Consider the following 26,696-nt stretch of genomic DNA (forward strand, 5'->3'; position numbering starts at 1 on the left):
CTGAATGATTCAGAGGTGCCTCAGATCAAGTTCTGGTCTCCTAGTCACAAAATCCTCACTATTGGTATTACCTTTTTCAACGTTTTATTTAAAAATAACCATAAACTGATAAAGGTCACTCACACGGAGGTCAATCCATGCCTACCCCTAGCAAAACGCTTTTAGCGCTATCCTGTGCCGTACTTACCACAACTGCTTCAGCAGAATCGGCATCCGATGCCAGTGCCGCAGCTAAAAAGATGGCGGACCCAAATGCCAATATGGGCCTGATGACCTTTAACTTTGATCATGTCAGTTACGATGGTGACCTGCCTGGCGCCAATGACCAATCGGCTCAAAAAATCAGCTTTCAACCATCCCTGCCCTACTCCCTGGGAGAAGGTACCAACCTGTTTGTACGCCCATTGATACCCTTGTTAATCGAGCAACCTGCACCCGTGATTGGTGATCAGAACCCATCGGTAGCGCCGGATAACTTCAATACCAGCGAACTGGTACTGGGCGATATTGGTTTTGATGTGGCGATTGGCAAAACCGTGGATAAAAACGTTTTGATTGCGGGTGTGACCGGTACCTTACCGACCGCAACGGATGACGATGTGGGTTTAGATCAATGGCTGCTGGGCCCTGAATTTTATTATGGCCGCAACACCAGCTTTGGCCATATGGGCATTCTTGTGACTCACCAGTGGGACATTGCCGGTGAGGACGACTACAACACCAGCATCACGGGCGGCCAGTACTTCTTCACATATAACCTGGAAAACGCGTGGCAAATCCAGATGCAGCCAACCTACTCTTACAACCATAATGCAGAAAAAGGCCAGGAGCTGACCTTCCCACTGGCCATTGGTGTGGCTAAAACGGAAATTATCGGTGGCGCTCCCTGGAAGTTTGGCCTGCAATTATGGCACTACACCGACGCCCCCGATGCTTTTGGGCCGGAATACCAACTTCGCTTTTCAGTCACCCCGGTTGTCCCTCTGCCGTGGTAATGAGCAGTACCACGAATCTCGTCATAACCTGAAATTCCACACCGATGAATACATGTATGGAGACCACAATGCTGAAACATAAAGAAAGGTTCAGGAAAAACGCCAAGCTGTTATTACTGGCCGGGTTGGTATCAGCGGTAACTGCCTGCTCATCCACCCGCTCGTTATTTGATTCCGGTGATGCGGAGGAAACTCCGGTATTGGTAGTCGACGCCAATATCATCACCATGAATCCAGACCAACCACGCGCAAACGCGATGATTTTCCACCAGGGTGAAATCACGGCTGTGGGCGATGAAGCAACGATACGCCAGCAGCTATCTGGTTTACACCGCACCTATTCATTATCTGGCCAAACGGTTGTGCCCGGTTTTATCGAGACCCATGATCACATCGTATTAGGGTCATTGTCATACGGTATTGCCAACGTTGAACCCTTTAATTATCCAACCCTGGCCAGCGCTCTGGAAGTGATCGCATCGGCCAAACCAAATGATGATGGCTGGATTCTGGCATTTGGTGCTGACCCACAATTGTATGAAGAAAAGAAAGGGCCAACCCGTGATGTACTGGATAAGCTGCACCCTGACGTTCCGGTGTTGATTTTCCACTTGAGTGGTCACGGTGCTTTTGCCAACAGTGAAGCCTTACGCCGGGCAGGCATTGATAACAACACACCAAATCCGGATGGCGGCTATTTTGAAAAAGATGAACATGGTGAGTTAACCGGTTATCTCAGTGGCCAACCAGCCTTTTTCCAGGTGCATGGCTACCCACCAACAAACCCAGACAATTTACTCAAAGCCGCGAATGCACGAGCAAAAGAAGGGGTAACCACCGCCTCTGAAATGGGCTTTATGGATACCACCAGCCTGGAACTGGCGCGAGCAACCACGGCCCAGCATGATTTTCCGATTCGGGTGATGGGCGCATTAACCAGTAATACCAAAAACTTTGATGAAGTCGCTGAAAATATCAAAGCGTATGAGACGGATCGCCTCACCATTCGTTTTGGTAAAACCTGGACCGATGGCTCACCACAGGGCGGTACTGCATTTTTCAGCCATGGCTATCATGATCCGGAATTTGGCGGTGCAGAAGCACAAGGTTCACAAGAACACTTTAATGAAATCCTCAATGATTTTTACCAAAACAATTTATGGCCTGCGGTTCACGCCAATGGCGATGGTGCAACCGATGTTGCGTTAGCCGCGATTGAATCGGCACAAGCCAGCTATAAAGAAAACGGCGGTGATGTGGCCGCAATACGTCCGCATTTAATTCATGCGCTATATACTCGTCCGGAACAAATTCAAAAAGCCAAAGCACTGAATACCGGCATCACCTTTTTCCCAACGCACGTTTATTATTGGGGAGATTTACATTATGAGCGCACCGTTGGCCCAGATCGTTCAGAGCGTTTAAGTGCCATGGCCGATGCCTACAAAGCAGGCATTCAACCAACCATGCATAACGATCCGCCGGTAACCCCCGTCGATCCGATTTTTAACATGTGGATCACGGTTAACCGTACCAGCTCTTCCGGCCGAGAGATCGGCAAAGACCAGGCAATCACGGCACAACAAGCACTGGCCGCGTACACCACCAATGCGGCTTATCAGTTTGGCGTTGAAGATCAGCTCGGATCACTGGAAGTGGGCAAAAAAGCGGACTTTGTTGTATTAGATGCGGACCCCTTAAGCATTGACGCAGCAGCATTACGCGATATCGAAGTACAAGCCACCGTTGTGGATGGCCGCTTAGTGTATGCCAAACCAACTGCTTATGACCGGGTCGAGCCACCCGTCAGTGAATAACACCTAAACCACTTTTTGACTCTGTCCTCCAGAGTCAAAAAGTGCGTCGCACAGGGTCAAGCGACTTGTCCTTTATTGCCGTAGACTGGCTGCCATAACAATAATCAGATAAGGCAGTTGCTATGGCAAAACTCATCTCATCCGATGCCTTGGTAGTCGGTGGTGGTATCGCCGGTATTGTATCGGCCCTTGAGCTGCTTCGCGCTGGTCAGTCGGTTGCCTTGGTTGATAAAGACACACCCGAACGCCTTGGCGGGCTGGCACTGTGGGCCTTTGGCGGCATGACTTTAGTTGGCACACCGCTGCAGAAAAAGATGGGGATTGCCGATACCCCTGAACGCGCATACCGCGACTGGCTGCGTTTTGGTGAACTGAATAAAAATGACAGCCACTCGCTCGATTGGGCTAAATACTACGTTGAACATTCCCGTACTGAAGTCTACGACTGGCTGCGCAATGAAGGCATCAAATTTATGCCTGCGGTCAATTGGGTTGAACGTGGTTTATACGGTAACGGCAACAGCGTACCGCGTTACCATGTGGTGTGGGGAACCTCACGCGAATTAACCCGCACCCTGATTACTGCCATGCATGCAGCGAATAAAAACGATCAACTGACCTTATTACACCGCTGCAGCATTGATGAACTGATTCAGGCAGGCAACTTTATGAACGGCGTTGTAAACGGTGCCATCGGCCATCATCTGGACACTGGCGAACGGATCGAATTCAAAGCCCATAACGTGGTGCTCGCCACCGGTGGTATTAACGGCAGCCACCAGCAGGTTCGACAAAACTGGCCGGTTGAGCGCGCCATGCCAGACACCATGCTCAACGGTGCACACCCTTATGCTGATGGTGCATTACATCATGAAGTAGCTAATAAGCTGGGTGGCCATATCGTCAACGCCGGAGAAATGTGGAACTACGCCGCCGGCTTCCCACACCCTTATCCGCATTTTGACGGTCATGGGTTATCCACCATTCCGTGTAAATCCGCCTTGTGGTTGAATCATAAAGGTGAGCGAATGGGTCCGGAACCATTGGTCACTGGCTTTGATACCCATGAATTGTGTCAGCGGGTGGCAGAGCAGGAAAAGCCCTGGACCTGGCATTTATTAAACTGGCGCATTGCCATTAAAGAATTTGCCCTTTCCGGTGCGGAACATAATCAGCGTATTCGCGACAAACAATTTATTCGTTTTATTTATGAATTATTAATCACCGGCAACCAAAATTTAATCAAACAAATGGCAGTCGAGTGCGATGATTTTATTGTTGCGGATACATTGCAGGAGCTGGCTGAAAAAATGAATGCCCTCACCTGCTCACACGATATTGATCCAGTGCAACTGCAACAAACTGCCGACGAGTTTGATGCCAATTTTGCTAAAGGCAGCGCACTGGAAAATGACGATCAGATTCGTCGTATTCTACATGCGCGCCAATGGGGGCCGGATAAACTGCGCACCTGCAAACCAGCACCGCTTCAAAAGCCGGGCTCCGGGCCGTATATTGCAATTCGTATGCAATTAATTACCCGCAAAAGTCTGGGGGGGTTACGCACCGATTTACAGTGCAAAGTACTGGCAGAGAACAACCGGCCAGTGCGAGGGTTATATTGTGTGGGTGAAGCCGCTGGTTTTGGTGGCGGCGGCTCAAATGGCAAACGTTCATTAGAAGGCACTTTTTTACCCGGGTGTATTATGACCGCCCGGGCAGCGGCGAGATCTATTATCAACGAAAGTGCCTGATCGCTTAATAGCGGCAATAATTTCAAAAATAAGAATATAAACGAGTTAACTACCATGGCAAAAAAAATGAATGGCGCTCAAGCGTTAATGAAAACTCTGGTCGATTCTGGCGTTGACGTCTGTTTTACCAACCCGGGCACCAGCGAAATGCATTTTGTTGCGGCACTGGATAACGAACCCAAAATGCGCGCTGTTCTGGCACTGTTTGAAGGTGTTGCTACCGGTGCTGCCGATGGTTACGCACGTATGGCTGATAAACCAGCGGCAACCTTGTTACACCTGGGCTGCGGTCTGGGTAACGGCTTAGCCAACCTACACAATGCCCGTAAAGGCAAGGTACCGATGATTAATATCGTCGGTGATCATGCCACCTACCACGTACAGTACGACGCTCAGCTGCAATCGGATATCGAAACCGTTGCCCGTAATGTTTCACCAGAATTTGTACGCACCTCACAAACGACCGAAGCGTTATGCCAGGATGCCGCTGATGCATTAACCGCAGCGCAAACTTACCCGAATAAAATCTCAACCTTAATTCTGCCCGCCGATGTGTCCTGGGGTGAAGGGGCTACGCCTGCTGCTGTTCCGGCACTGCCTGCAGCACCTGTAGCAGAAGACGCGGTTATTGAAAAAATTGCCAAAGCGATACTCTCTACCAAAAGCGGCGGTAAAAAGACCGCCCTGTTATTAGGAGGCCGTGCGTTACGTGAGCCAAGCCTGATGGAAGCCGCCAAAATTGCCGCCAAACACGGGGTAAAATTATTTGCCGAAACCTTCCCAACCCGTATCGAACGCGGAGCCGGATTACCACCGGTTGAGCGCATCGCCTATCTGGCCGAACTGGTGGGCGTACAGCTGGCCGATATTAAAAATCTGATTACCGTGGATGCTAAAGCACCGGTTTCTTTTTTTGCCTATCCCGGCAAAAAAAGCTACCTGGTACCGGATGGTTGTAACCTGTTTGAACTTGCAACGCCGGAACAAGACACCATCAAAAGTCTGCAAAAACTGGTAGCCGCTTTAGCAGCAAACGATACCCTGCCACAGCTTCAGCCAGCCGACCGCCCGGTTCGTCCTAAAGGCAAACTGACTGCTGAAAAAGTCTGCAAAGCCGTCGGTCATTTCTTACCCGATAACGCCATTATTGTCGATGAATCCATCACCTCCGGGTTAATGCTGAACACCATGACCGCAGGGGCACCACGTCACGACATGCTGACCTTAACCGGTGGCGCAATCGGCCAGGGATTACCCAGCGCCGTTGGCGCTGCCGTTGCCTGCCCCGATCGGCCAGTATTGGCTCTGATTGGTGATGGCAGCTCGATGTATACCAACCAGGCGTTGTGGACCATGGCGAATGAAAACCTCAATGTCACCAGTATCATTTTTAACAATGCTTCTTATTCGGTACTGAATATTGAGTTAGAGCGCGTCGGTGCAGAATCCGTGGGAGAAAAAGCCAAATCACAACTGAATATTGGTGGTGCAGCATTAAACTTTGCCCAGCTGGCGCAGGGCATGGGCGTGCATGGCACACGCATCACAACGGCTGAAGAGCTGAACAAAGCGCTGGAATATGCGCTGGCGCATAACGGCCCGAACCTGATCGAAGTGATGATTCCGGAATCGTTAAATGGTACCAAACGCAAAGTGTTACCGTGGATCTTAAAATCGTTACCCGGCTTACCGTTGCCACTGACCCGGGCACTGAAAAAGAAACTGGCGCCGTAAACCGTGTTAACAGGCCCTGGTTGCTATTTTAACGTGAAGTGACGACACTGCTCAGACATCTGACGCGAGATTTCATTCAACGCTTCCGTGCTCTGAGCAATGTCTTCGGCACCACCGGAGACTGCTTTGGAGATATCCGCAATCCGTGAAATATTACCGTTCACCGTATCCGATACCGCAACCTGAGCGTCGGTTGATTGTTTAATCTGCTGGTTCGCCTGAGTAATTTCAGCCACCTGCTGACTAATGGATGACAGCGATTCTTCGGTATTCTGAATTTGAATAACCGCATTTGTAGCTTTGTCATTGGTCAGCTCCATCGACTCAACCATCACCCCAGTTGTGCCTTTCAGGTCCGTCAGAATTTGATCAATCTTATCGGTAGAATCTTTGGTTTTACTCGCCAGAGAACGCACTTCATCGGCCACCACGGCAAAGCCACGCCCTTGCTCACCAGCTCGGGCAGCTTCAATGGCGGCGTTAAGCGCTAACAAATTGGTTTGTTCGGCAATGGAACCAATTACCGATGACATATCGCCAATTTGTTCTACGTTTTCCTGCAGCTGATGAATAATTTGTGTCGATTGCTCCGCTTGCTCCGACATCTCCTTAATCACCACCACGGAATCATCCACCACTTGTTTTCCCTGAGCCGATACCGCTTCGGTCGCCACCGCAATATCGGTGGCATGTGATGAACTATCAACGACCTGCTGCACAGTATCCAACATCTGAACCATCGATGTTTCGGTATCGGCAGTGAGCTGGAATTGCTGTTGGCTGCCATCACGGGTACGCAAAGTGATGTCGTGTAAGGCGTTGGCTTTATCCTGCAACGTCAGAGATGAGGCACTGATCAGCTCTACAGTTTGATGGTATTGATGCGTTAAGCGGTTAAAGGAAGCCATAATCACCGATAATTCATCCTGTGATTTACCCTGTTTTAACTCCACACTTAAATCACCGCCAACCACGCGATCAACCGCTTTGGTTATCTGACACACCTTACTTTTAATAAAACGCGAGAAACTGAAGCTAACCACCGCAAGCACAGCCACCAGCAAAAGACACAAAATAGCAGCGATGATACCTACCAGGTTATTGTCTTTATTATATTGTTCATCAATATTCACGGTCATTTCCAACACGCCGCGTACCTGTCCCAGTTGCCAATCACGCTTTGGGGAACCCGGATGACTGTTGTGGCACGCTACACAGGATTCAGCACTGAGATGGTCGGCCACCCCAACCCGCATAAACTGCTGCCCATCACGCTCAATCATCTCAGCGTAAGCCGCATCCGGGTTATCATTCAGATAAGCCCAGGCATTACGGCCAAACTCATCCATCTGGCGGCTACTGCGATTTGCAAATGGGTACGGACTATAAAAAGCAAACTGGGTATTCTCGTCACTCATCTCCTGACTGACATCATGCAGGAAAGTAGCCGGAACCGGGATCACCCCCTTTTGTTGTTTATGCTGAGTTGAAGCCGAAATATCGCTGTCTGAGACGACCGACTGAAGAATATTAGTGGAGTAATAGGTGCGTAACCGTTTCAGCTGTTTGGCATTATCAACAGCATCTGCCACGACAACTTCAGCGGTGTTGGAATGCAGCACTGTTGGTAAAAAGAACATCAGCGCCGCCAATACCAGCAGAAAAAAGCCAATAATTGGCAGTACCAGCTTCCAAACAATACTTTTTGACAGAAATTCCACGAATCAACCCCATAACGGCTGCGGTATCACGCTGCACGATGAATAATCACGATGGAATTCAGTATAGCCAAGATCCGGAAAGTGTCTGAAAGACGTCCATGTACACCATTTTTCAAATCAACGGTTGAAATCATCCTGATACGTTTTAGGTGGTGGCGTCCAGCCTCTCTCTTCATCGCTACGTGTATCTTCGCTTTCCTGCTTCATCGCGGTCAGAATCTTACTTTCTAATTGCAAGAATAAAGAGCGGTAATGGTCGCTGAAGTCACGCGCCTCACCTTCATGAAGCCAGCTGGAAAATAACGATTCAAAGTGCTGTTTTTCCAGCTTGCTGAAGCGCTGCTTGATTTGCTCGGCACGGAACGGGTGATACCCCAGACGCTGCAACGCTTCTCCACCCAACTGCAGAGCAGACGGATAAGTTTCACTAATCACATAATCCGCACCCGCATCTTTCAGCTCGTAATGGTGGCCACGGTCATAAGCACGGGCGAGAATACCAACGTGTGGAAATTCATGTTTCACCTGTTTAACCAGCGCTAGAGCACGATCCTTATCATCGATAGCCACTACCAGTAATTTAGCGTCTTCTATTCCTGCCGAATGTAATAAATCTGTCCGTGTGGCATCACCATAAAAACTTTTGATATTGATAGAGCGCAGTCGGTCAACCTGGGCGGCCTGATGGTCAAGTACCACGGTCGGCACGCCATTGGCCACCAGCAACCGGTTCACGATCTGTCCAAAACGTCCGATCCCGGCAATAATCACACTGCCCTGTTCGTCAATATCGTCCATATCGCGCTGCTGTTGTTGCTGTTCGTAACGCGGAAAGATGACTTTCTCCAATACAATAAATAACGCAGGTGTCAGAAACATCGATAACGCAACCACCAGAGATAACAGCTGAGCTAACTCGGTGGGCAACACACTATGGCTAACTGCGTAGGTCAGTAACACAAAACCAAATTCACCCGCCTGGGCCAGGCTTAAGGTAAATAACCAGCGATCTCCGGCATGCACTTTAAATATCAGTGCGAGAACAAATAACACCGCGGCTTTTAACAACATTAAACCCAGCGTCAACGCAATGATGGTGGTGAAATTGTCGCCCAACACGGTGAAATTCACACCAGCGCCCACGGTAATAAAAAACAGCCCCAGCAATAAACCTTTAAACGGTTCGATATTGGCTTCTAATTCATGACGGAATTCGCTGTTGGATAACACCACACCAGCGAGGAAGGTTCCGAGTGCCGGAGATAACCCCACCAGCCCCATTAACGCGGCAATACCAATCACCAGCATTAATGCCGCCGCAATAAAAGCTTCACGCAATCCGGAATCAGCCACATAACGAAACAGTGGGCGACTTAAATAATGGCCTGCCAGCACTAAGCCAACAATGGTACCTAACACCACCAAACCCGTTGCCCACCCAGGTAAATGCGCCACTAAACTGATTTCTTCGTGATGGTCTGCCGCAGCTGAACCAACCGACTGCAGCTCAGGTAACGCCAACAGTGGCATTAATGCCAACATAGGAATGACAGCAATATCCTGGAATAACAGCACTGAAAAAGCACTGTTACCGCCTTCGGTTTTTGTCAGGCCTTTTTCATTAAAGGTCTGCAAAACAATGGCGGTAGAAGACAAAGAAAAAATCAAACCAATAGCCAGCGCAATGCTCCAGCTCTGTCCCAGCAACAGCGTAATGCCCGTTACCGCCAGAGTGGTTAAGCCAACCTGTAAACCACCTAAGCCTAATAATTTGTGACGCATTTGCCATAACATTGCAGGCTGCAATTCCAGCCCCACCAGAAATAGCATCATTACCACACCAAACTCAGCGAAATGCTGAATGGTGTTCGTTTCCTGCCCCACCAGACCGGTTACCGGGCCAATAATAACGCCGGCAATTAAATAACCCAGCACCGAACCTAACCCCAGACGTTTAGCCAATGGCACCATTACCACTGCGGCAAACAGAAAAATAAAGGCCTGAATAAAGTAACCCGTCATTTAGCTTCTCCGGCTTGCTGATCAAGTAACGCGATCAGGTCGTCGCAGCTCTGAGTATCTAACGCCCCTTCTTGCAACAAAGTCAGCAAGGTTTTCCAACGCTCAATATGTTGTGACATACGCCCTTCTTCCACTGCCGTTCTGGCACCAAACAGAGCCAACGGTGGCAAATACTTCATCCCGGTTATACCCGCCATCTGTTCAATAGGACGTAATAAATCTTCGAGCGGATAATGATTATATCCCTCCATTTTGTATGCTTGTTCAGCCCCACCAGCACTGATTGCACAAATAAATTGTTTCCCCTGCAATGCTGTACCCTCATTGCCATAAGCAAAGCCATATTCCAGCACAAGATCTTGCCACTCTTTTAAAATCGAAGGAGTTGAGTACCAGTACAATGGAAACTGAAACACCACCACATCGTGCTCAAGCAAACGTTGTTGTTCACGCTCAATATCAATCTGGTAAGTTGGATATTGTTGATACAAATCGACCAAAGTGACACCCGTAATATCACGTGCAGCATCAAACATCGGCTGATTTACTTCCGACCGGTGTTGCGACGGATGGGCATACAGCACCAATACCTTGCGGCTCATAACACTTCCTCAGAGCAAAAGAAAAAAGGTTAAGGAGGGAGAAGAGACTGGAGTCTATCCGGTGTCAGTGTTCAAATCCATTTTGAACGCTTTTGGGAGTACTATCCTGATCATTACGTCAGTCAGATCATTCGCAGAGGCATAACCCCTGCGAATGTTTAGGCCTGTTAACAGACACAGTGCGGATTATTGCTCGAACTTAGCCAGATGAATATCAATGCCATTTGGCGTGGATACCGACGTACCCACAAACATTTGATTGCCATCAACGACCAAACTACCTGAGGTTGTGCTGCCAGAATACTGAGCTGTATTGGTGGCCACAACATCACCGCGGCTACCCAGCAGAGCACTTTTACCAGCACCAGTGATCGCAATATTACCGTTAGCCAGTCGAGCCATCGCCTGAATTGGCCCTTGAGCGTCTTCAAAACGCCAGTTCTGCGCGCCATTCACGGTCAGGCTGAGTACCGTTCTCTCACTGCTATCCGATAACGCAAACCAATATTGATTATTGCTCACCACAATCGCCGGATGACCCACGAGCTCATTCGAACCGCCAATCGAAACGGATTTACTCCAGTTCGACTCACCGAATAATGAATAGCTGCGAATATATTGTGTATTGGTATTCAGATCAGACTGTGCCAATAAAATCGCATTATTGTATTCATCCAGTTCGATGTTAACGCGATAGCTCAGGTTACTGTCGGTGGTTGGCTGAGACCATACCAGCTCGCCAGTGCTGCTGTACTGGCTGACACCGGTTCGACCAGCGACATAAATATTACCCAGGTCATCAATCTCAACATCCCAGTTTCGATCCGAGTGATCGATGCTCAACAGGACTTCACCATCCAGAGATAACTTCTGAGTTGCCAGGCCGGTAACAAATAAGGCGTTATCTTTCAGCTCGATATCAAAACTATCCTGAGCAGCACTGATCGACTGTTGCCAAATCAGATCACCATCCTGATTGGTTTTAATAATAAAAGAAGAAAATTCCGCATCCCCGTTGACGGTTTCAATCGTCTGGCCCAGCGCATAAATATTGCCATTATTATCAGTAACAACATCAACAACCGAGTCATCCGATTTGGACGCCTGAGGGTTGGATTTAAAATCAAAGGTGCGATCCCAGATCTTATTTCCGTTTTGATCAAATTTCGCCAATAACGAGTTCTGATTACGGTTAACTCCGGTAATGACAACACTACCCGCCAAAATCAAATCATCATTATTATCAGCAATAACGTGGTTCAACCATTCGATATTATTTTTATTATCCGAGGTCGAAAAGTACGTTTCCCATTCTGGATTAACGTCTTGCCCACAAGCGCTGATTAAAACCGGGCTTGCCAACAAGGCTAACTTCGTACGATTCGCCATTTTACACTTACTCCATGTAATGAATTAAACGCCAGGTGTCTGGCGCGGCGCATCATATATCAATCCAGTTAAAATCCACAGCAAAGCGAGCGACCAAAAAACCTTACAAACAAGACCCGCAATAAACATTCTATTTTTACGAATGAATCGCTCGTTTATTTGCTATATTCATTCTAGATAACATCAGTAAACTGGTAATCAACGACGAATAACCACACTATTTATCCAGTTAGATGAGGCTCCTATGGGACTGTTAGTGAATGGTCAGTGGCACGACCAATGGTACGAAACCAAAACATCCGGCGGTGCTTTTCAGCGCGAAGCAGCACAATTGCGTAACTGGGTCACCAGTAACGGCGAAGCAGGCCCAAGCGGTGAAGCCGGATTCCAGGCTGAGTCAGGGCGTTATCACCTGTATGTATCACTGGCTTGCCCCTGGGCTCATCGCACCTTAATTTTTCGTAAATTAAAACAGCTGGAAGCGCATATCAGTGTCTCCGTTGTTGCCCCGGATATGTTGGATCAGGGCTGGAGCTTTACACAACAGGTTGACGACCCAGCTAAGGGCAGCACAGGTGATGCGTTATTCGGCTTGGATTATATGCATCAGATTTATACCCGCCATAAATCCGATTACAGCGGGCGGGTGACTGTGCCAGTGTTATGGGATAAACAGCAGAATCGCATCGTCAGTAACGAATCATCTGAAATTATCCGTATGTTTAATTCGGCTTTTAATGACATCACCGGTGATACCCAGGATTTTTATCCTGTCGCTTTACGCTCAAAAACCGATGAACTGAATAAATTAATTTACAACAGCATTAATAACGGTGTTTATCGTTGTGGTTTTGCTACCACTCAAGAAGCTTACGAAAGTGCTTACCAGCAATTGTTTGCAGCGCTGGATCAGGTTGAAGACACTCTCAGCAAGCAACGCTACCTGGCCGGTAATCAGATAACCGAAGCCGACTGGCGTTTATTCACGACCTTAATCCGCTTTGATGCGGTGTATCACGGTCATTTCAAAACCAATCGTCAGCGGCTGGAGGACTATCCGCATATTTCTAACTATGTGCGCGAACTCTATCAGTGGCCAGACGTATCAGAAACGGTGGATTTTTATCACATCAAACGCCATTACTATTTCAGCCACACCATGATTAATCCAACTCAGGTGATACCACTTGGCCCGGATATTAATTATTTTTCGCCTCATAATCGGGCTGAACTTTTTCCGAATTAAAGCAGCAGGACACTTTGATGCAGAAAACCACACTCGAACAGTGGCGCATGTTCAAAGCCGTTGTTGACGCTGGCGGCTTTAACCAGGCAGCCAGTACCGTGCATAAAAGCCAATCCAGTATTCACCATGCCGTGAGCAAACTGGAAGAATCACTGGGCGTAAAGCTGTTTGAAGTCGAGGGACGAAAAACCGTACTGACCGAAGCAGGGAAACTGCTGCTACGCCGGGGGGAATATTTACTCGACGAAGTATCACGGATTGAAGCTGTCGCAGAATCGGTCAGCTCCGGGGTGGAATCGGAATTACGCATTGCTGTTGATGGCGCCTTTCCGCAAACCATTGTGTATCAGGCACTGGAAAAAGTGTCGTCGTTATTTCCACAAATCCGTATCGATATTATTGATACGGTACTGTCGGGCACCAATGAACTGATTCAAAATCGTGAAGCAGATATTGGTTTATCCGGCTTCCAGATGCCATCCGGCCTTAACGAAGAAATCTGCACATTGGAATTTGTCGCCGTTGCGCATAAAGATCATCCTCTGCATCAGTTTGATCGCCCACTCAGCTACGAAGACTTAAAGTCTTATCGTCAGATTATTACCCGCGATTCTTCTGTCGAAAAACGCGCCAGTGAGAATCAACGCACGGCTGGCTGGCAAGGCTCTGAACAACGCTGGACGGTAGGGAGTTTGCGCGCCTCATTCGATTTAATCAGCCAGAATCTGGGCTTTGCCTGGTTGCCTTTTCCTTTGGTTAACGATGTCTTAGAACAAGGTTTGTTAAAACGTTTGCCATTAACCGAAGGGGCTTTTCGCAGTGCCAGTTTTTATCTGAATTATCAGGACAAAGATCAGGTTGGCCCGGCAGCCCGTGAATTTATTGGTGAGCTGCGGTTATTAACTCTGGATATGCCCACGTCTGAAAACTGAGGCTACTGACAACAATCGAAATTTGCGAACAAACCGCTCAATTCTTTGCAATTTTTTATCCGGGTCAGTGCCAATACTATAAATAGTATTCATTCTGAGAGGTATTTATTATGTTGTATTTTCGTCCTGGTAACGAACGTGGCCGCGCAAACTTTGGCTGGCTCGACAGTCAACACTCATTTTCTTTTGGCCATTATTACGACCCTAAACACATGGGATTTTCCGCACTACGCGTGATCAATGATGACATCGTTTCACCAGGGGCGGGTTTTGATACCCATGGCCATCGAGATATGGAAATTATTTCGTACATACTCGAAGGAGCCATCGAACACAAAGACAGCCTGGGGCACAGCTACGTGGTACCCGCTGGCGAAGTGCAGCGCATGAGTGCGGGCACCGGCGTTACTCACTCAGAGTTTAACCACTCAAAAACGGAACGCCTGCGTTTTCTGCAGATCTGGATTCAACCCAACAAACTCGGGATCACACCGGGTTACCAGCAACAAAAGATAGAACAACGAGGAGCACTGACGCCACTGGTAACACCCGATGGTCGTGACGGTTCATTATCCATGCAGCAGGATGCCAGCCTTTATCGCATCGCGTTAGCGGCTGGTGAATCTCTGCAATTGGATACCAGACAGCGCCCGGGTTACTTTCACCTGATTGAAGGCGAAGTAACCATTAACGACAACACACTGCGCGCTGGTAATGCCATGGGAGCCTTTAAAGAATCGCTACAACTGGATGCCAAAGAGCCTGTGGTTGCATTGTGGTTTGACTTACCCACTAATGATTAACGTATTCATTTGAACGTGTCCTTAACAGCAGGAAAACGCTAACGATGTTAAGTAGCGACCCACTCTTCTGGCTCTTAGCCATTATTGGTGTCATTTTCACCGGGATTTCTAAGTCCGGCCTGGCTGGAGGAGCCGGAGTGGTTGCAGTTCCGTTATTGGCTTTAGTGATTTCCATTCCGGAAGCAGCGGCGCTGATGTTGCCACTGTTGCTGATTATGGATGTACGCACCATCAGTTTGTATCGCCATGCCATCAAAAATTATCGTTCAATTGCCACCATCGTCATCGCCGGATTATTGGGTGTTGTTATCGCGGGCAGTGCCATGGGGTCGCTTCCTACCGAAAGCCTGCAGCTGATTCTGGCAATCCTCTGCATCAGCTTTGCGTTATGGGATCAGCTGGCACCGATACTTGCCAAACTGCCAGGGTCGGCCATGATCTGGGGTACATTCGCAGGCATTACCAGCACCTTATTACATGCCGGAGGCCCGCCGATCAGTATTTATTTTCTGGCGCAAAAACTGGAGAAACAACAATGGTTGGGGCAGGCGGCTATCTTTTTCGCCATGATTAATTTCAGCAAGTTAGTGCCTTACACCCTCAATAACAGCTGGAGCACCGAGCTGCTGCTGACCAGTATGGCCCTGATTCCTTTTGCTTTAATCGGTGTCAGCCTGGGATACCGTATTCAAAAACTGATTTCTCAGGATAATTTTATGCGGATGTGCCGGGGGATGTTGCTGATATCCGGTGTGAGTTTATTGGTGAAGTTGTAGTGGTTCATTCACCATTCGAGCCATCTAGATGATCGGCCAGGTAATCAATCAGTATTCTGACTCGACGAGGTAAATTCCGATTCATTGGGTAGAGCGCTGAAATCATAGTCGGCGGCGACGAATATTCCTCAAGCAAAGGTTTTAACTTTCCCTCAGCAACGTAACGGGCAAATAAAAAGTCGGGGCCAAAACCAATTCCGAGGCTATTTAACATGCTTTCGACAATGAGGTGACCATCATTGCTGATTAGATTTCCTTTTGTTTTTACGGTCAAGACTTCACCGCTGAATGAACGGAAAGGCCAGCCTTTGTTTACCTTAGAGTCACCATAAATTAAGCAATTATGATTCAGCAGATCCGCAGGCTGAGCGGGTTCACCAAAACGTTCAATATATTGTGGAGCTGCCACTACCTGAAAACGGCAATCCGCTAATCGCTTCGACATCAGGCTAGAATCTTCGAGCTGCCCAACTCGTATCGCAATATCAATACCTGACTCAACCAGGTCTTCTACACGCCCACTGGCGATGACTTCGAGTTCAATATCCGGGTAGCGCTGCTGGAATCGGATCAATATGACACCCAAGCCAGAAATAATCAGGCTTTGTGGCAAGGTCATGCGAATCTTACCCTTAGGAGAGCTATGACTATCGAGCAACTCAGCACGAGCGCTTTCTGCTTCCTGCATGATCAGTTGGCAATGATTGTAAAACTGACTGCCTTCTTCAGACAGACTGAGTTTGCGCGTTGTTCGGTATAACAAACGAGCCCCTAAGTCCTGCTCCAGCAGCGACACCTGTTTACTGACAAATGATTTTGATAAACCCAGTTTTTCTGCAGCGGCGGTAAAACTGCCCGTCTCAACCACCACAGAAAAAGTCTCCATAAGCATCAGAATATTCAAATTAGAACCTGACAGTGAACAATTAATCAACTCAGAGCTTATATATGACGCCTCTTAAAAACAATAAGCTTATCTAATCGGAGGGCGCCGACACTAAAACAAAGAGAGAGCACGAGGAGAGATGCCTATGAACGCAGCCGCTAAAACCTACGATACAGTCGCCATCACCTTGCACTGGTTTATGGCTTTAACAGCCATCAGTTTAATCACACTGGGAAGTTATATGACGGGCCTGGATAAAACAGACCCTGCCAAGTTCCAGCTCATTGGGCTGCATAAGTCATTTGGAGTGATATTTATGCAACTGGCCATTATCCGGGTTATCTGGAGTCGTATCAGCCGTGGTCCAGAGCTCCCAACGGTGTTAAATCGTTGGGAGAAAGGGTTATCCCAAACAATCACCGTCACGCTCTATCTTTTAATGTTCGCCATCCCCTTAAGCGGTTACGCGATGAGCAATCTGTTTGGCCATTCAGTCAGTTTGTTTGGCGTACTACCCTTGCCAGTGTTGTTCTCCGAAGACCCTGAACTAGGGATGCTCGCAAAACAAGCTCATATCATCTTGGTTTATTGCTTGCTGATAGCCCTTTTTGCACATATCGCCGGCGCCCTTAAACACCGTTTTCTGGATAGTCCAGAAGCCGATGTCTTACCGCGAATGTTACCCATTATAAAGCCACGTAATTAATTTAAATATCTGAAGAAGGAGCAAGCAATCATGAAAAGATACTTTCAACAAACCCTATTTATTATTGGATTATTGTTGAGTGTGATGGCAGTTGCGCAAACAGCCACCTCATCTCAAACATTCGAGGCCGCAATTAATGACCCCATTGGAGGTGAGACCTGGGGGCACAGTGTTAAACCTATTGGTAATGGAATTTATGTATTCCGCTGGTGGGTGTATCGCAGCTTTTTTGTGATTACTGATGAAGGCGTTATTGCTGCCGATCCGATAAACCCCAAAGCGGCCAAGCTGATGCAGGCTGAAATCCGTAAACGCACCGATAAACCGGTAAAATATGTTGTGTATAGCCACAACCATCACGACCATATTTCAGGAGGTACCGTATACCAAGAAGAAGGAGCCACCTATATTGGCCACAGCAATTTATTAAAAGAGTTAAAAGACCATCCCAACACGGCAATTCCAATGCCTGATATCACCTTTGATAAAAACTACACCTTAACTTTAGGAGGAAGAACACTACAATTGGAATACTTTGGCCCCAACCATGGCAACAGCCTGATTGTGATGCGCTTCCCACAAGAAAAAATCTTATTTGTTGTTGATATCGTGACACCACGTCGGGTTGCCTTCCGTAACATGCCGGATTTCTGGCCAGATGAATGGGTACGAACCCTGAAAGAACTGGAACAACTCGATATCGATTACGTTATTGCGGCACATGGGCCTGAAACACAACCGGCGATTGACTCGGCCTCGGTGATCACGGAACAAAGAGAATATATTGAAGATTTAATGACAGCCGTAAAAACGGCCATGGATAATGGTGTACACAGCCCGGATAAACTCCGCCAAACCATCAAACTACCTAAGTATGAGCATTGGCGCTCTTATGATAAATGGCTACCAATGAATATTGAGCGAGTCTGGGCATATTATCATATGGGTTGGTGATACAATTTAAATCGTTTACTTAAAACGAATAATGCCCAGCAGCTGGGCATTATTCACTAAACCAACCCCTGCTTATTCTGGTAAACCATGGCAATGGCCGCAGCGCGGTTTTCTACTTCTAGCTTGCGGTAGATATTTTTTAAATGCCATTTAATCGTTGTTGCAGCAATGCCCAACCGATTTGCGATATCTTGATTACTCTGGCCATTGGTCAATGCAAACAGTACTTCTCGCTCTTTGAGAGTCAGCAATTGAAGTTTTTCACTCATACAGGGACTTTCGGTATTGTCCTGCGCAGTTAAGATATCCTGATAACGTCCAAGGTAGTGTTTATCCGGACGCAGTCGTCCCTCCTGAATCAACGACATTAATACTGGAGTAATACCAGGGACTTCATCAAATAACGTTCGATTGAACAACGACCAGCCATAAAAGATAACGGCTTCGATCAGTTTCTCTGCCGCCAACCCGGCTTCTCCTTTATGCGCATAAGCAACAATAATCTGAGCTTCGGCAACGAGTGCACGCACTTGATAGTCATGTTTCAGCAAAATATCCCGTAAGGGTACCAGCAAGGCAATAGCCGCATCACATTGCTGATCATAAACCAGCTGCATCGCTTTAGCCTGAGACAAATAATCACGAACATCCAGCCGCATCTCATTCACTTTAACGGACTCAACACAAGCCAGGTCAAATTTTTCATGCAGATAACGCATGGACTTCTGATCATCTTTCATTACTGACTGACGCATTCTTTCAACCACGAGTTTCCCCTGATACCTGGGGTAATGTCCTAACGATAAAAATCGCTGTAACCGGACCAGGTACTCAAAACTTTTTTCATGTTCTCCGGATAACGTCAGTAGTCGTGAGTAATAAATATAAAAGTGGACGATCACTTCTGTGGAACAAGCCTGATTAACATGAGGAATGACTTTTTCACACAACTCCCGGGCTCGCCCAATGTCATTTTTTTCATACGATAAAACGACAATTCCGGCGGCATAGTTTTGCCAGGCCGGGTCATGTGGTTCTTGTTTTTTATTATGATAAGCCAGCTCAAGCTGTTGCGATGCCTGCAGGGTATAACCGCGATACTTATCACAGGCGATTAATAACATTTCGGTCAGACTGGTAAGATAGAATTGTTGATGCTCATTCATATAAGACAACGCATCCCGCGCTTGTCTTGCTGCCTCATCGAGGCATCCGTGATAAAAATCCTGATAGATCGATAGCAGCATGGATAACGAATGAATGACATCATTATCAGATGTCACGACCTCTGGCACGTCCTCATGATATACCGGATCATTTTCATCGGCTGAGAACAAAGCCAGAATCCGGGTGAGCACCAGGATGGTATCATCGGTTATGAAGATGTCTTTTTGTGTTACCGAAATCTGTTCCAGTACAAAACGGGCCTGATGAAATCTCCGGGTAAAGATCAGTGCAATCACCAGTGGAATAATAATGCCATTATCATGCAGGTAGGCTTCACTATCGTCATACAAGGTATCAATCAATAACTGGAAGCAGCCGTTTCTCAGCCAATAATCACTGGCATTAACAAGCAGGCTTTTTTTTCCTGCCGGATTAAGAGGATAATATTGCAATATAAATATTCTGACCTCATCGACCCAGACAAAGGTTTCAGAGTCGGCTCCTGCCGGATATATAAAACGATATTTCTGCCATACATCAAATAAACTAACAGCTGAAATATTAAGGCGCTTCCATAATGCCGGAGTCAGCTCTTCAAACCAGGCTAATTGCGACAAAAACCGGATTTCTTCGTCAGACAACGCAAGCATGAACTCTTGCTGTAAATATTGATTGATCTGTGAATGCAGTGCGGCCTGGTGCCAGTTATTTTTTCTCATGCCATAAACCAAAGGCCAGCAACCTTCAGTATTGCTGACTAATTCGGCTTCCTGTATGAGGCGAATCTGATGACTGTTTTGCCACTGCAGCAAGGGCAAGTCGGGCATTCTTCGTGAAGCAACCCATAAATAATCAGTAGGCTTCATCGCATGAATAAGACGGCGTAGCAGCTGGCTTTCGACTGATATTTCCAGATGGTGCGTATTATCAAGAAACAGAGCCCGGGAACCAATGCCAGAGTCACTCGCCGGTTTCCACTGCTCATCAATTTTAATAATAATAGATTCAACAGTATCGCAAGCATCACACTGAATAATTGCAGTTGCCCGGGCTGATTCTAAATTCCAGTCAGCAATGGCTTTTTGTAATTCAGCGGTTTTTCCAAAGCCCGGAGCGGCAACCATCAGCGTCACTGAGGCTTTTGCACCGGCGTTATCCATCGTGGTGATTGTCTCTTTCATCCTTAGCCACACTTTTTTTATTGTTTTTTAATCATGTGTTGCCATGAATTTAGCACACCCCTCCTTAAATACCGATCCCCCCTCCCCCTCCCTGAGGGGGGGAGTAACTCATAACGCTTTCTTTTAGCCTGCTCAGCCCACTCAATAATAAAGATAAGAGGATCACGCATGAGCACTTCCGTTTGGGTCACCTGGCCAACCCTAGCTAAGGCTGGCGGCAGCCTCGGGGTTGTCGCAGGCTTATTAATTCTTGCCTTTGAACGACAACAACTTCAGGACAACAATCTGATTGCAACCGAAAATCTGTCGTCACTGAACAACACCATTGTTTGTGATGAACGTAGCCTCGGAGCACGTACAGAAGACGGTACCTGTAATATTCTGGACAACCCAGCCGAAGGTTCTGTTAATCGCCGTTTTGGCCGTAACGTTGCACTGGAGGCCGCTTACGGAGAAACCGAAGCCGATACACTGCTGGAGCCGAACCCTCGCGAAGTCTCTAACGTATTAATGGCGCGCCAGGAATTTAAACCGGCCACGAGTGTTAACTTTATTGCCGCCGCCTGGATTCAGTTTATGGTGCATGACTGGGTTGATCATGGTGATGGTGAAGACAACAACCCCATTTTAGTGACGCGTCCGGCCGACGACCCACAAGGTCCTGGAGTGATGAGTGTCAAACGTACTCTGGCCGATACAGACCGTACCCCGGAAGAAGATGCCACACTGCCTGCGACGTATCGCAATACCAATACCCACTGGTGGGATGGCTCTCAGATTTACGGCAGTGATAAAGCGACTAATGACAAAATCCGTTCTTTTGTAGACGGTAAATTAGCATTAGACGCTGATGGCACCTTACCCACCGAATACTGGAGTGGTGTACCCGTGACAGGGTTTAATAAAAACTGGTGGTTAGGTTTGTCGATGTTGCACCAGTTGTTTACTCTGGAACACAACGCCATTGCTGACATGCTGAAGGCCAATAACCCAGGCCGCAGTGACCAATGGTTATACGATAAAGCACGTCTGATTAATGCTGCCCTGATGGCCAAAATTCATACCATTGAATGGACGCCAGCTATTATTGCGAACCCGGTGACAGAACGCGCGATGCGCTCAAACTGGTATGGCTTAACAGACAGCCGTGAGAGCCGCGATGAAGTACAAAAAATTCTTGATGGCCTGTCCAGTGGCCTGACCGGTTCACCGCTCCTGAAAGCCTTATTGATTAAACGTCCGGATCTGGCCGACAAGCTCGACGATCCTAACTTTATCGACTTTGCCTTAGGTGGCTTAGTTGGTACACGTGAAGCCTATAATGCTGGTACCGATTACACACTGACCGAAGAATTTACCGCGGTATACCGCATGCATCCGCTATTGCGTGATGACGTGGAAGTGTATGACATTGGTTCTAATGAAGTTGCTCGTCGCATCGATATGATGGATACCCGTGATGGCGAGGCCGAAGAAATTCTCGATGACGAAGGTGGTGAACGTTTGTGGTATTCCTTTGGTACCACGTACCCGGGTTCATTAACGCTGCATAATTATCCGGAATTTCTGCGCAACCTGAGCATTCCTTTTTCGGATGATATTGATTTAGCCACCATTGATATTCTTCGCGACCGTGAGCGTGGCGTGCCTCGCTATAATGAGTTCCGCCGTCAGATTGGTTTGAATCCTATTACGAAATTTGAAGATTTAACCAGTGATGCAGAAACCCTGTCTCAGCTGAAACGCATTTATAACAATGATATCGAGCAGATCGACGCTTTGGTTGGTCAGTTAGCCGAAACGGTTCGCCCAGAAGGCTTTGCTTTTGGTGAAACCGCGTTCCAGATTTTTATTCTTAACGCATCACGCCGCTTAATGACGGATCGTTTTTACACGTCGGATTATCGCGCTGAAATTTACACTCAGGAAGGTATCGACTGGGTAGAAGACAACGATATGAAACATGTATTGGAACGTCATTTCCCGGAATTAAAAGTCAGCCTCACGGGTATCGACAATGCGTTTAAGCCCTGGGGACTTAAAATTCCGGATAACTACCAGAGTATGGCAGCGTGCGACAAACAAACCTTATTGTGGCAGAACGGTGTTATTCCGAGCCAGTATGATGACGGTGAGCGCCCTGCTCTGGAACCCGTTGATATTGGTGGTCTGATCGATGCCGTATTATGGAAAAAAGTAAAACGTGATAGTGACGTTGCCCCGCTGGGTTATGAAAAACCCATCCATCCTTATGGTGCAATGGCCACCGTCGCTTTTGAAGCCAGTAACGGCCACCCTTATACCGGCATCTTTAAAGGAGCCGAATGTGGCCTGCTGCGCTTATCGGTCACCGGTGATCCGGCGGATCGTGGCTTTGCACCTGGCCTGGCGTGGAAGACCTTTATTGACGGCAAAGAGTCACGCAATGTGTCGGCACTGTATACCCTGTCGGGCCAGGGCGATAACCATGACTTCTTCGCCAACGAACTGTCACAGTACGTCTCGGCGGAAGCCAACGACACCCTGGGCAGCACAGCCCTGTTCTCTCTCGTCAGCCGCAAGCCAACGCGCCTGATGACCGAAAACCTGGCGGCAACCCGCGCTAACGGGGATGATGAGGGCTCGGCTAAAGCACCGACTCAGATTTATTTTGTTCCCCGCAGCGAAGTCAGCAACCGCTTCAGCAGTTCAGCGCATGATTTCCGTGATGACCTGACCACACTGACAGCCGGTACAGCGCTGTACGATGTGTATGCAACCGATAAAACCATTCGCACCAGCTGGTTCAGCTACTGGAATAAGAAGTATGCCAAGCAACGTCGTGACAGTGCCGTTAAGGTAGGCACCATTCGTCTGACCTCCGACATGACGACCTCTGCCTTTGGTGATGGCGGTGTGTTCTTTAAACACCAACGTTACGAAGACCGTTGATAACAACAGTAGTGTGTCGTAAGTAAGTACACACATTAAAAAACCAAGCCGCGTTTGCTGATGCAAACGCGGCTTTTTTATGGTCAGTATTAACCAGATAAGTAGTATGTTTTTTTATTGATAGTCATTCCAATTTCGTAGAGAATCCGACTCCGTAATCAAACCTATCAGTAAAGGGACTTATATGTATAAGATCACACTCATGCGGAGCCTGTTGGCTTTATCGATCGCATCGTTATCTGCCTGTGGTGGCGGTGGCGGTGGTGGTGGCGGTGAAACACCGTCAAACAATGCACCAAACATCACCGGTGATTCTCTGAATACCCGCGAAGACAGCACACTGAACCATACGGTAAGCGCATCGGATGCAGACGGTGATAATCTGACATTCGCGATCCAAAGCGACCCCATCCATGGTGATGTCAGTATCTCATCTCTGGGCTTACTGACTTATACACCCTCAGAGAACTACCATGGTGATGATCAATTAACCGTATCAGTTTCGGATGGACAGCAGACGTCTTCCGCTGTTTTTTCCATTGACGTTTTATCCGTTAATGACCTGCCTGTTCTCCATGAGAACTCAGCTTCTTTAACTCTGAATGAAGATACACCAATCAGCACTAGCCTTATCGCTTCAGACGTAGAAGGTGAATCACTCAGCTACTCCCTGATTACGCCAGCTAGTAAAGGGATATTCGACCTGAACAGCCAAGGCAATGTTACCTATACCCCCAATGAAAATGAAAATGGTAACGATACAGCCACTATTGCAATTAGCGATGGAGAGGATTTGGTACAGGCTGAGATTCTGATTACCATTAATCCGGTAAATGATGCCCCAGAGTTAGCTGATACACCATTAACAATAAACCTGGATGAAGATACCAGCAGCACTCTTCAACTACAGGCATCCGATGCTGAAAACTCTGATTTAACATATTCAGTGGTCACTCAAACGAATAAAGGGACAATTGATATTTCTAATTCAGGAATGATCACTTACATCCCTGACCTGAATGCAAACGGCAATGATCAGGCCTTCATTGCAGTTAGTGATGGTGATTTATCGGCCATCACTGACATACAAATTACAATTAACCCCGTAAATGACGCACCCGAATTTAATCAGTTAGTCCCTGTCACTGCTGATCTTAATACAGATATCAGTGGTTCAGTGTCAGCAACTGATGCAGATCAGGACGACCTGACTTTCAGTCTGACAGGTAGCTTGCCTTCTCAAGTAAGTTTCACTATCCAGGCTAATGGACAGTACAGCTTTAAAAATGAATCGACTATCAAAAGTCCGATTGAGATAGAACTAGAAGTTTCCGATGGGACACTCACCAATACCGGCTCACTTTATTTTACCGCCAATACTGACCCTCTGTATTCACAACAATGGCATATGCATAACATTGCACAGACTGCTTTTTCGAACACGGGTGGCACAGCTGGCCACGATATTAATATCGGTAGCCTTCATCATGCTGGCAAAACCGCAGATATCATTAATATCGCTGTTGTAGATAGTGGACTTGAAATTGCTCACGAAGATTTGGTTAACAACGTTTTGGCAGGCCGCTCTTACGATTTTAAAAATGATGATGCTGACCCGACACCAGCGACCGTTGGTGGTGACCACGGAACTTCTGTTGCCGGGTTAATCGCTGCAGAAGGCTTCAACGGTAAAGGTGGCCGTGGTGTTGCTCCAGACGCTAATCTGATGGGTTTCAACTGGCTGGAAACACAGCAGTTTTCTCAGTGGATTGAAGCCCAGGGCGGAAGCAAAAGTAATGATGCCCATATTATTAACGAAAGTTATGGTGCAACTCCCATTGCGCCGTTGAGCTTTGAAGAGCTGGGAACACAAGCTGAAGAAGCGCACTACCAAAATACATTGAGCAATAATAACGACCGTGGTGTTTTATTTGTTAAAGCAGCAGGTAATTCATTTGGTGAGATTCAAACAGGCATCAGAGGAATTGAAGTTATTTTGACCGAATATGCCTATGATGGAAGCGGCCCTAAATTAAGTGCATCTATGGCAGGCAATGAGCCTATGTCTTCCAGTTTTTATCAAACTGTGATTTCTGCACTGAATGCCGATGCAGATAATCCATTATCGTCATATTCCTCTATTGGGTCGTCCGTGTGGGTATCCGCCCCTGGTGGTGAGTATGGACAAGATGCGCCGGCAATGATCACAACCGACCTGGAAGGTTGCGGCCGTGGTTATGCAAATGCATCACAAAGCGGCTTTAATGGTGGCAACAGCGATAACCAAGACTGCCATTACACCTCTACATTTAACGGTACTTCATCAGCCGCTCCGGTTGCTTCAGGTGTCGCCGCGTTAGTCATGCAAGCTAATGATCAACTCACCTGGCGTGATGTGCGCCATATCCTGGCATCAACGGCAAAGAAAATTGATGATGATTTCCAACCGATTACCGTTCAAAACGACCAGCAAACACTAACAGTAGAACCTGGTTGGGTTAAAAATGATGCTGGCTATAACTTCCATAACTGGTATGGCTTCGGCATGGTAGACGCAGAAGCTGCAGTCCGAATGGCTGAGCAAAGTAACTATCAGTTATTATCACCACTGCAAGAAACGGCATTTATTGCTTCTGCCGATATCAGTGAAGTCACCATTCCGGAAAATAATACTGGTGTAGAAAAAACCGTGTCAGTAACTGAGGACATCACTGTCGAATCCGTACAAATCAAAGTATCTATCGAGCACCGACGTGACAACGATATTATGATTGAAGTTGAATCGCCGTCAGGAACCAGATCTGTTGTTCAGCAGCCAAGAAGTTTGTTGATTGCAGACCGTATTGATACGACGACGGAGTTTAATAACACTGTTCTGTTATCAAACGCTTTTTATGGTGAGCCAAGTTCTGGTGATTGGAAAATTAAAGTAACTGATACCAATAGTGGTGACTTCTTCTTCTACGGTTATAACGCGACGACCCGCCAGATAACAAGATACAGAGAAACAAACAATGTCGATGCAGGCAAGCTAACCAAAGCCGAACTAAAAATTTACGGACATTAATTTTATTAATCAG

The 26,696-nt window shown here is 47.3% G+C and carries 18 protein-coding genes; 12 read left to right on the forward strand and 6 right to left on the reverse strand.

Going from position 1 to position 26,696, the window contains the following annotated elements:
* The first annotated feature begins 137 nt into the window (after nucleotides 1–137).
* The 4 genes from KFF03_RS14065 (at nucleotide 138) to KFF03_RS14080 (ending at nucleotide 6,300) form a co-directional block, all read left to right on the forward strand.
* Nucleotides 138–995 (forward strand): hypothetical protein, encoded by an 858-nt coding sequence (locus KFF03_RS14065; protein ID WP_255857549.1) that lies wholly within the window; start codon nucleotides 138–140, stop codon nucleotides 993–995.
* Nucleotides 996–1,063: 68 nt separating this feature from the next.
* Entirely contained in the window at nucleotides 1,064–2,812 is a 1,749-nt protein-coding gene (locus tag KFF03_RS14070; protein ID WP_255857550.1) for an amidohydrolase, read from the forward strand.
* Between the two features lie 122 nt (nucleotides 2,813–2,934).
* A complete protein-coding gene (locus KFF03_RS14075) occupies nucleotides 2,935–4,566 on the forward strand; it encodes an FAD-dependent oxidoreductase (RefSeq protein ID WP_255857551.1) in 1,632 nt (543 codons plus the stop codon).
* Between the two features lie 54 nt (nucleotides 4,567–4,620).
* Nucleotides 4,621–6,300 (forward strand): acetolactate synthase large subunit, encoded by a 1,680-nt coding sequence (locus KFF03_RS14080; RefSeq protein ID WP_255857552.1) that lies wholly within the window; start codon nucleotides 4,621–4,623, stop codon nucleotides 6,298–6,300.
* Between the two features lie 23 nt (nucleotides 6,301–6,323).
* Here KFF03_RS14080 and KFF03_RS14085 read toward each other — a convergent pair whose 3' ends face one another.
* The 4 genes from KFF03_RS14085 to KFF03_RS14100 all read right to left on the reverse strand — a co-directional run bounded on the left by KFF03_RS14085 (nucleotide 6,324) and on the right by KFF03_RS14100 (nucleotide 12,034).
* Nucleotides 6,324–8,021: a methyl-accepting chemotaxis protein gene (locus tag KFF03_RS14085; RefSeq protein ID WP_255857553.1), complete on the reverse strand. Its 1,698-nt coding sequence runs from the start codon at nucleotides 8,019–8,021 to the stop codon at nucleotides 6,324–6,326.
* A gap of 117 nt (nucleotides 8,022–8,138) precedes the next feature.
* Complete coding sequence (locus KFF03_RS14090; protein WP_255857554.1) at nucleotides 8,139–10,043, reverse strand: monovalent cation:proton antiporter-2 (CPA2) family protein; 1,905 nt, start codon at nucleotides 10,041–10,043, stop codon at nucleotides 8,139–8,141.
* Entirely contained in the window at nucleotides 10,040–10,645 is a 606-nt protein-coding gene (locus KFF03_RS14095) for an NAD(P)H-dependent oxidoreductase (RefSeq protein WP_255857555.1), read from the reverse strand. Before KFF03_RS14095 ends, KFF03_RS14090 begins: the two co-directional genes overlap by 4 nt.
* A 186-nt stretch (nucleotides 10,646–10,831) precedes the next feature.
* Nucleotides 10,832–12,034: a hypothetical protein gene (locus KFF03_RS14100; protein WP_255857556.1), complete on the reverse strand. Its 1,203-nt coding sequence runs from the start codon at nucleotides 12,032–12,034 to the stop codon at nucleotides 10,832–10,834.
* A gap of 244 nt (nucleotides 12,035–12,278) precedes the next feature.
* On the opposite strand from KFF03_RS14100, the gene KFF03_RS14105 reads away from it, so the two are divergent.
* From KFF03_RS14105 to KFF03_RS14120, 4 genes are all read left to right on the forward strand, one after another.
* Nucleotides 12,279–13,280 (forward strand): glutathione S-transferase family protein, encoded by a 1,002-nt coding sequence (locus KFF03_RS14105; RefSeq protein WP_255857557.1) that lies wholly within the window; start codon nucleotides 12,279–12,281, stop codon nucleotides 13,278–13,280.
* 17 nt (nucleotides 13,281–13,297) lie between these two features.
* Entirely contained in the window at nucleotides 13,298–14,212 is a 915-nt protein-coding gene (locus tag KFF03_RS14110) for a LysR family transcriptional regulator (protein WP_255857558.1), read from the forward strand.
* A 110-nt stretch (nucleotides 14,213–14,322) separates the two neighbouring features.
* Complete coding sequence (locus KFF03_RS14115) at nucleotides 14,323–15,015, forward strand: pirin family protein (protein WP_255857559.1); 693 nt, start codon at nucleotides 14,323–14,325, stop codon at nucleotides 15,013–15,015.
* A gap of 44 nt (nucleotides 15,016–15,059) precedes the next feature.
* Nucleotides 15,060–15,791, forward strand: coding sequence for a sulfite exporter TauE/SafE family protein (locus KFF03_RS14120; protein ID WP_255857560.1), 732 nt, complete (start codon nucleotides 15,060–15,062; stop codon nucleotides 15,789–15,791).
* Between the two features lie 4 nt (nucleotides 15,792–15,795).
* Here the strand turns inward: KFF03_RS14120 and KFF03_RS14125 are convergent, their stop codons facing one another.
* Nucleotides 15,796–16,695 carry a LysR family transcriptional regulator gene (locus KFF03_RS14125; protein ID WP_255857561.1) on the reverse strand — a complete coding sequence of 300 codons (900 nt, stop codon included), beginning with the start codon at nucleotides 16,693–16,695 and terminating at the stop codon, nucleotides 15,796–15,798.
* 127 nt (nucleotides 16,696–16,822) lie between these two features.
* Between KFF03_RS14125 and KFF03_RS14130 the strand changes: the two genes are divergently transcribed.
* The gene (locus tag KFF03_RS14130) at nucleotides 16,823–17,383 is read left to right on the forward strand and encodes a cytochrome b (RefSeq protein ID WP_255857562.1); all 561 of its coding nucleotides are present in this window, start codon (nucleotides 16,823–16,825) and stop codon (nucleotides 17,381–17,383) included.
* A 30-nt stretch (nucleotides 17,384–17,413) separates the two neighbouring features.
* On the forward strand, nucleotides 17,414–18,337 hold the full coding sequence (locus tag KFF03_RS14135) for an MBL fold metallo-hydrolase (RefSeq protein ID WP_255857563.1): 924 nt from the start codon (nucleotides 17,414–17,416) through the stop codon (nucleotides 18,335–18,337).
* 56 nt (nucleotides 18,338–18,393) lie between these two features.
* Here the strand turns inward: KFF03_RS14135 and KFF03_RS14140 are convergent, their stop codons facing one another.
* Nucleotides 18,394–20,685 (reverse strand): LuxR C-terminal-related transcriptional regulator, encoded by a 2,292-nt coding sequence (locus KFF03_RS14140; protein WP_255857564.1) that lies wholly within the window; start codon nucleotides 20,683–20,685, stop codon nucleotides 18,394–18,396.
* Nucleotides 20,686–20,853: 168 nt separating this feature from the next.
* Between KFF03_RS14140 and KFF03_RS14145 the strand changes: the two genes are divergently transcribed.
* Nucleotides 20,854–23,616 (forward strand): peroxidase family protein, encoded by a 2,763-nt coding sequence (locus KFF03_RS14145; RefSeq protein ID WP_255857565.1) that lies wholly within the window; start codon nucleotides 20,854–20,856, stop codon nucleotides 23,614–23,616.
* A gap of 202 nt (nucleotides 23,617–23,818) precedes the next feature.
* Nucleotides 23,819–26,683 (forward strand): Ig-like domain-containing protein, encoded by a 2,865-nt coding sequence (locus tag KFF03_RS14150; protein ID WP_255857566.1) that lies wholly within the window; start codon nucleotides 23,819–23,821, stop codon nucleotides 26,681–26,683.
* Nucleotides 26,684–26,696 lie beyond the last annotated feature (13 nt).

The sequence above is a fragment of the Bacterioplanoides sp. SCSIO 12839 genome (assembly GCF_024397975.1).
GTDB lineage: Bacteria > Pseudomonadota > Gammaproteobacteria > Pseudomonadales > Oceanobacteraceae > Bacterioplanoides.

Bases quoted from the DNA above. Each gene is read 5' to 3' on its own strand.
- KFF03_RS14065 (WP_255857549.1), top strand. From the start codon at position 138: ATGCCTACCCCTAGCAAAACGCTTTTAGCGCTATCCTGTGCCGTACTT.
- KFF03_RS14070 (WP_255857550.1), top strand. From the start codon at position 1,064: ATGCTGAAACATAAAGAAAGGTTCAGGAAAAACGCCAAGCTGTTATTA.
- KFF03_RS14075 (WP_255857551.1), top strand. From the start codon at position 2,935: ATGGCAAAACTCATCTCATCCGATGCCTTGGTAGTCGGTGGTGGTATC.
- KFF03_RS14080 (WP_255857552.1), top strand. From the start codon at position 4,621: ATGGCAAAAAAAATGAATGGCGCTCAAGCGTTAATGAAAACTCTGGTC.
- KFF03_RS14090 (WP_255857554.1), bottom strand. From the start codon at position 10,043: ATGACGGGTTACTTTATTCAGGCCTTTATTTTTCTGTTTGCCGCAGTG.
- KFF03_RS14095 (WP_255857555.1), bottom strand. From the start codon at position 10,645: ATGAGCCGCAAGGTATTGGTGCTGTATGCCCATCCGTCGCAACACCGG.
- KFF03_RS14100 (WP_255857556.1), bottom strand. From the start codon at position 12,034: ATGGCGAATCGTACGAAGTTAGCCTTGTTGGCAAGCCCGGTTTTAATC.
- KFF03_RS14105 (WP_255857557.1), top strand. From the start codon at position 12,279: ATGGGACTGTTAGTGAATGGTCAGTGGCACGACCAATGGTACGAAACC.
- KFF03_RS14110 (WP_255857558.1), top strand. From the start codon at position 13,298: ATGCAGAAAACCACACTCGAACAGTGGCGCATGTTCAAAGCCGTTGTT.
- KFF03_RS14115 (WP_255857559.1), top strand. From the start codon at position 14,323: ATGTTGTATTTTCGTCCTGGTAACGAACGTGGCCGCGCAAACTTTGGC.
- KFF03_RS14120 (WP_255857560.1), top strand. From the start codon at position 15,060: ATGTTAAGTAGCGACCCACTCTTCTGGCTCTTAGCCATTATTGGTGTC.
- KFF03_RS14130 (WP_255857562.1), top strand. From the start codon at position 16,823: ATGAACGCAGCCGCTAAAACCTACGATACAGTCGCCATCACCTTGCAC.
- KFF03_RS14135 (WP_255857563.1), top strand. From the start codon at position 17,414: ATGAAAAGATACTTTCAACAAACCCTATTTATTATTGGATTATTGTTG.
- KFF03_RS14140 (WP_255857564.1), bottom strand. From the start codon at position 20,685: ATGAAAGAGACAATCACCACGATGGATAACGCCGGTGCAAAAGCCTCA.
- KFF03_RS14145 (WP_255857565.1), top strand. From the start codon at position 20,854: ATGAGCACTTCCGTTTGGGTCACCTGGCCAACCCTAGCTAAGGCTGGC.
- KFF03_RS14150 (WP_255857566.1), top strand. From the start codon at position 23,819: ATGCGGAGCCTGTTGGCTTTATCGATCGCATCGTTATCTGCCTGTGGT.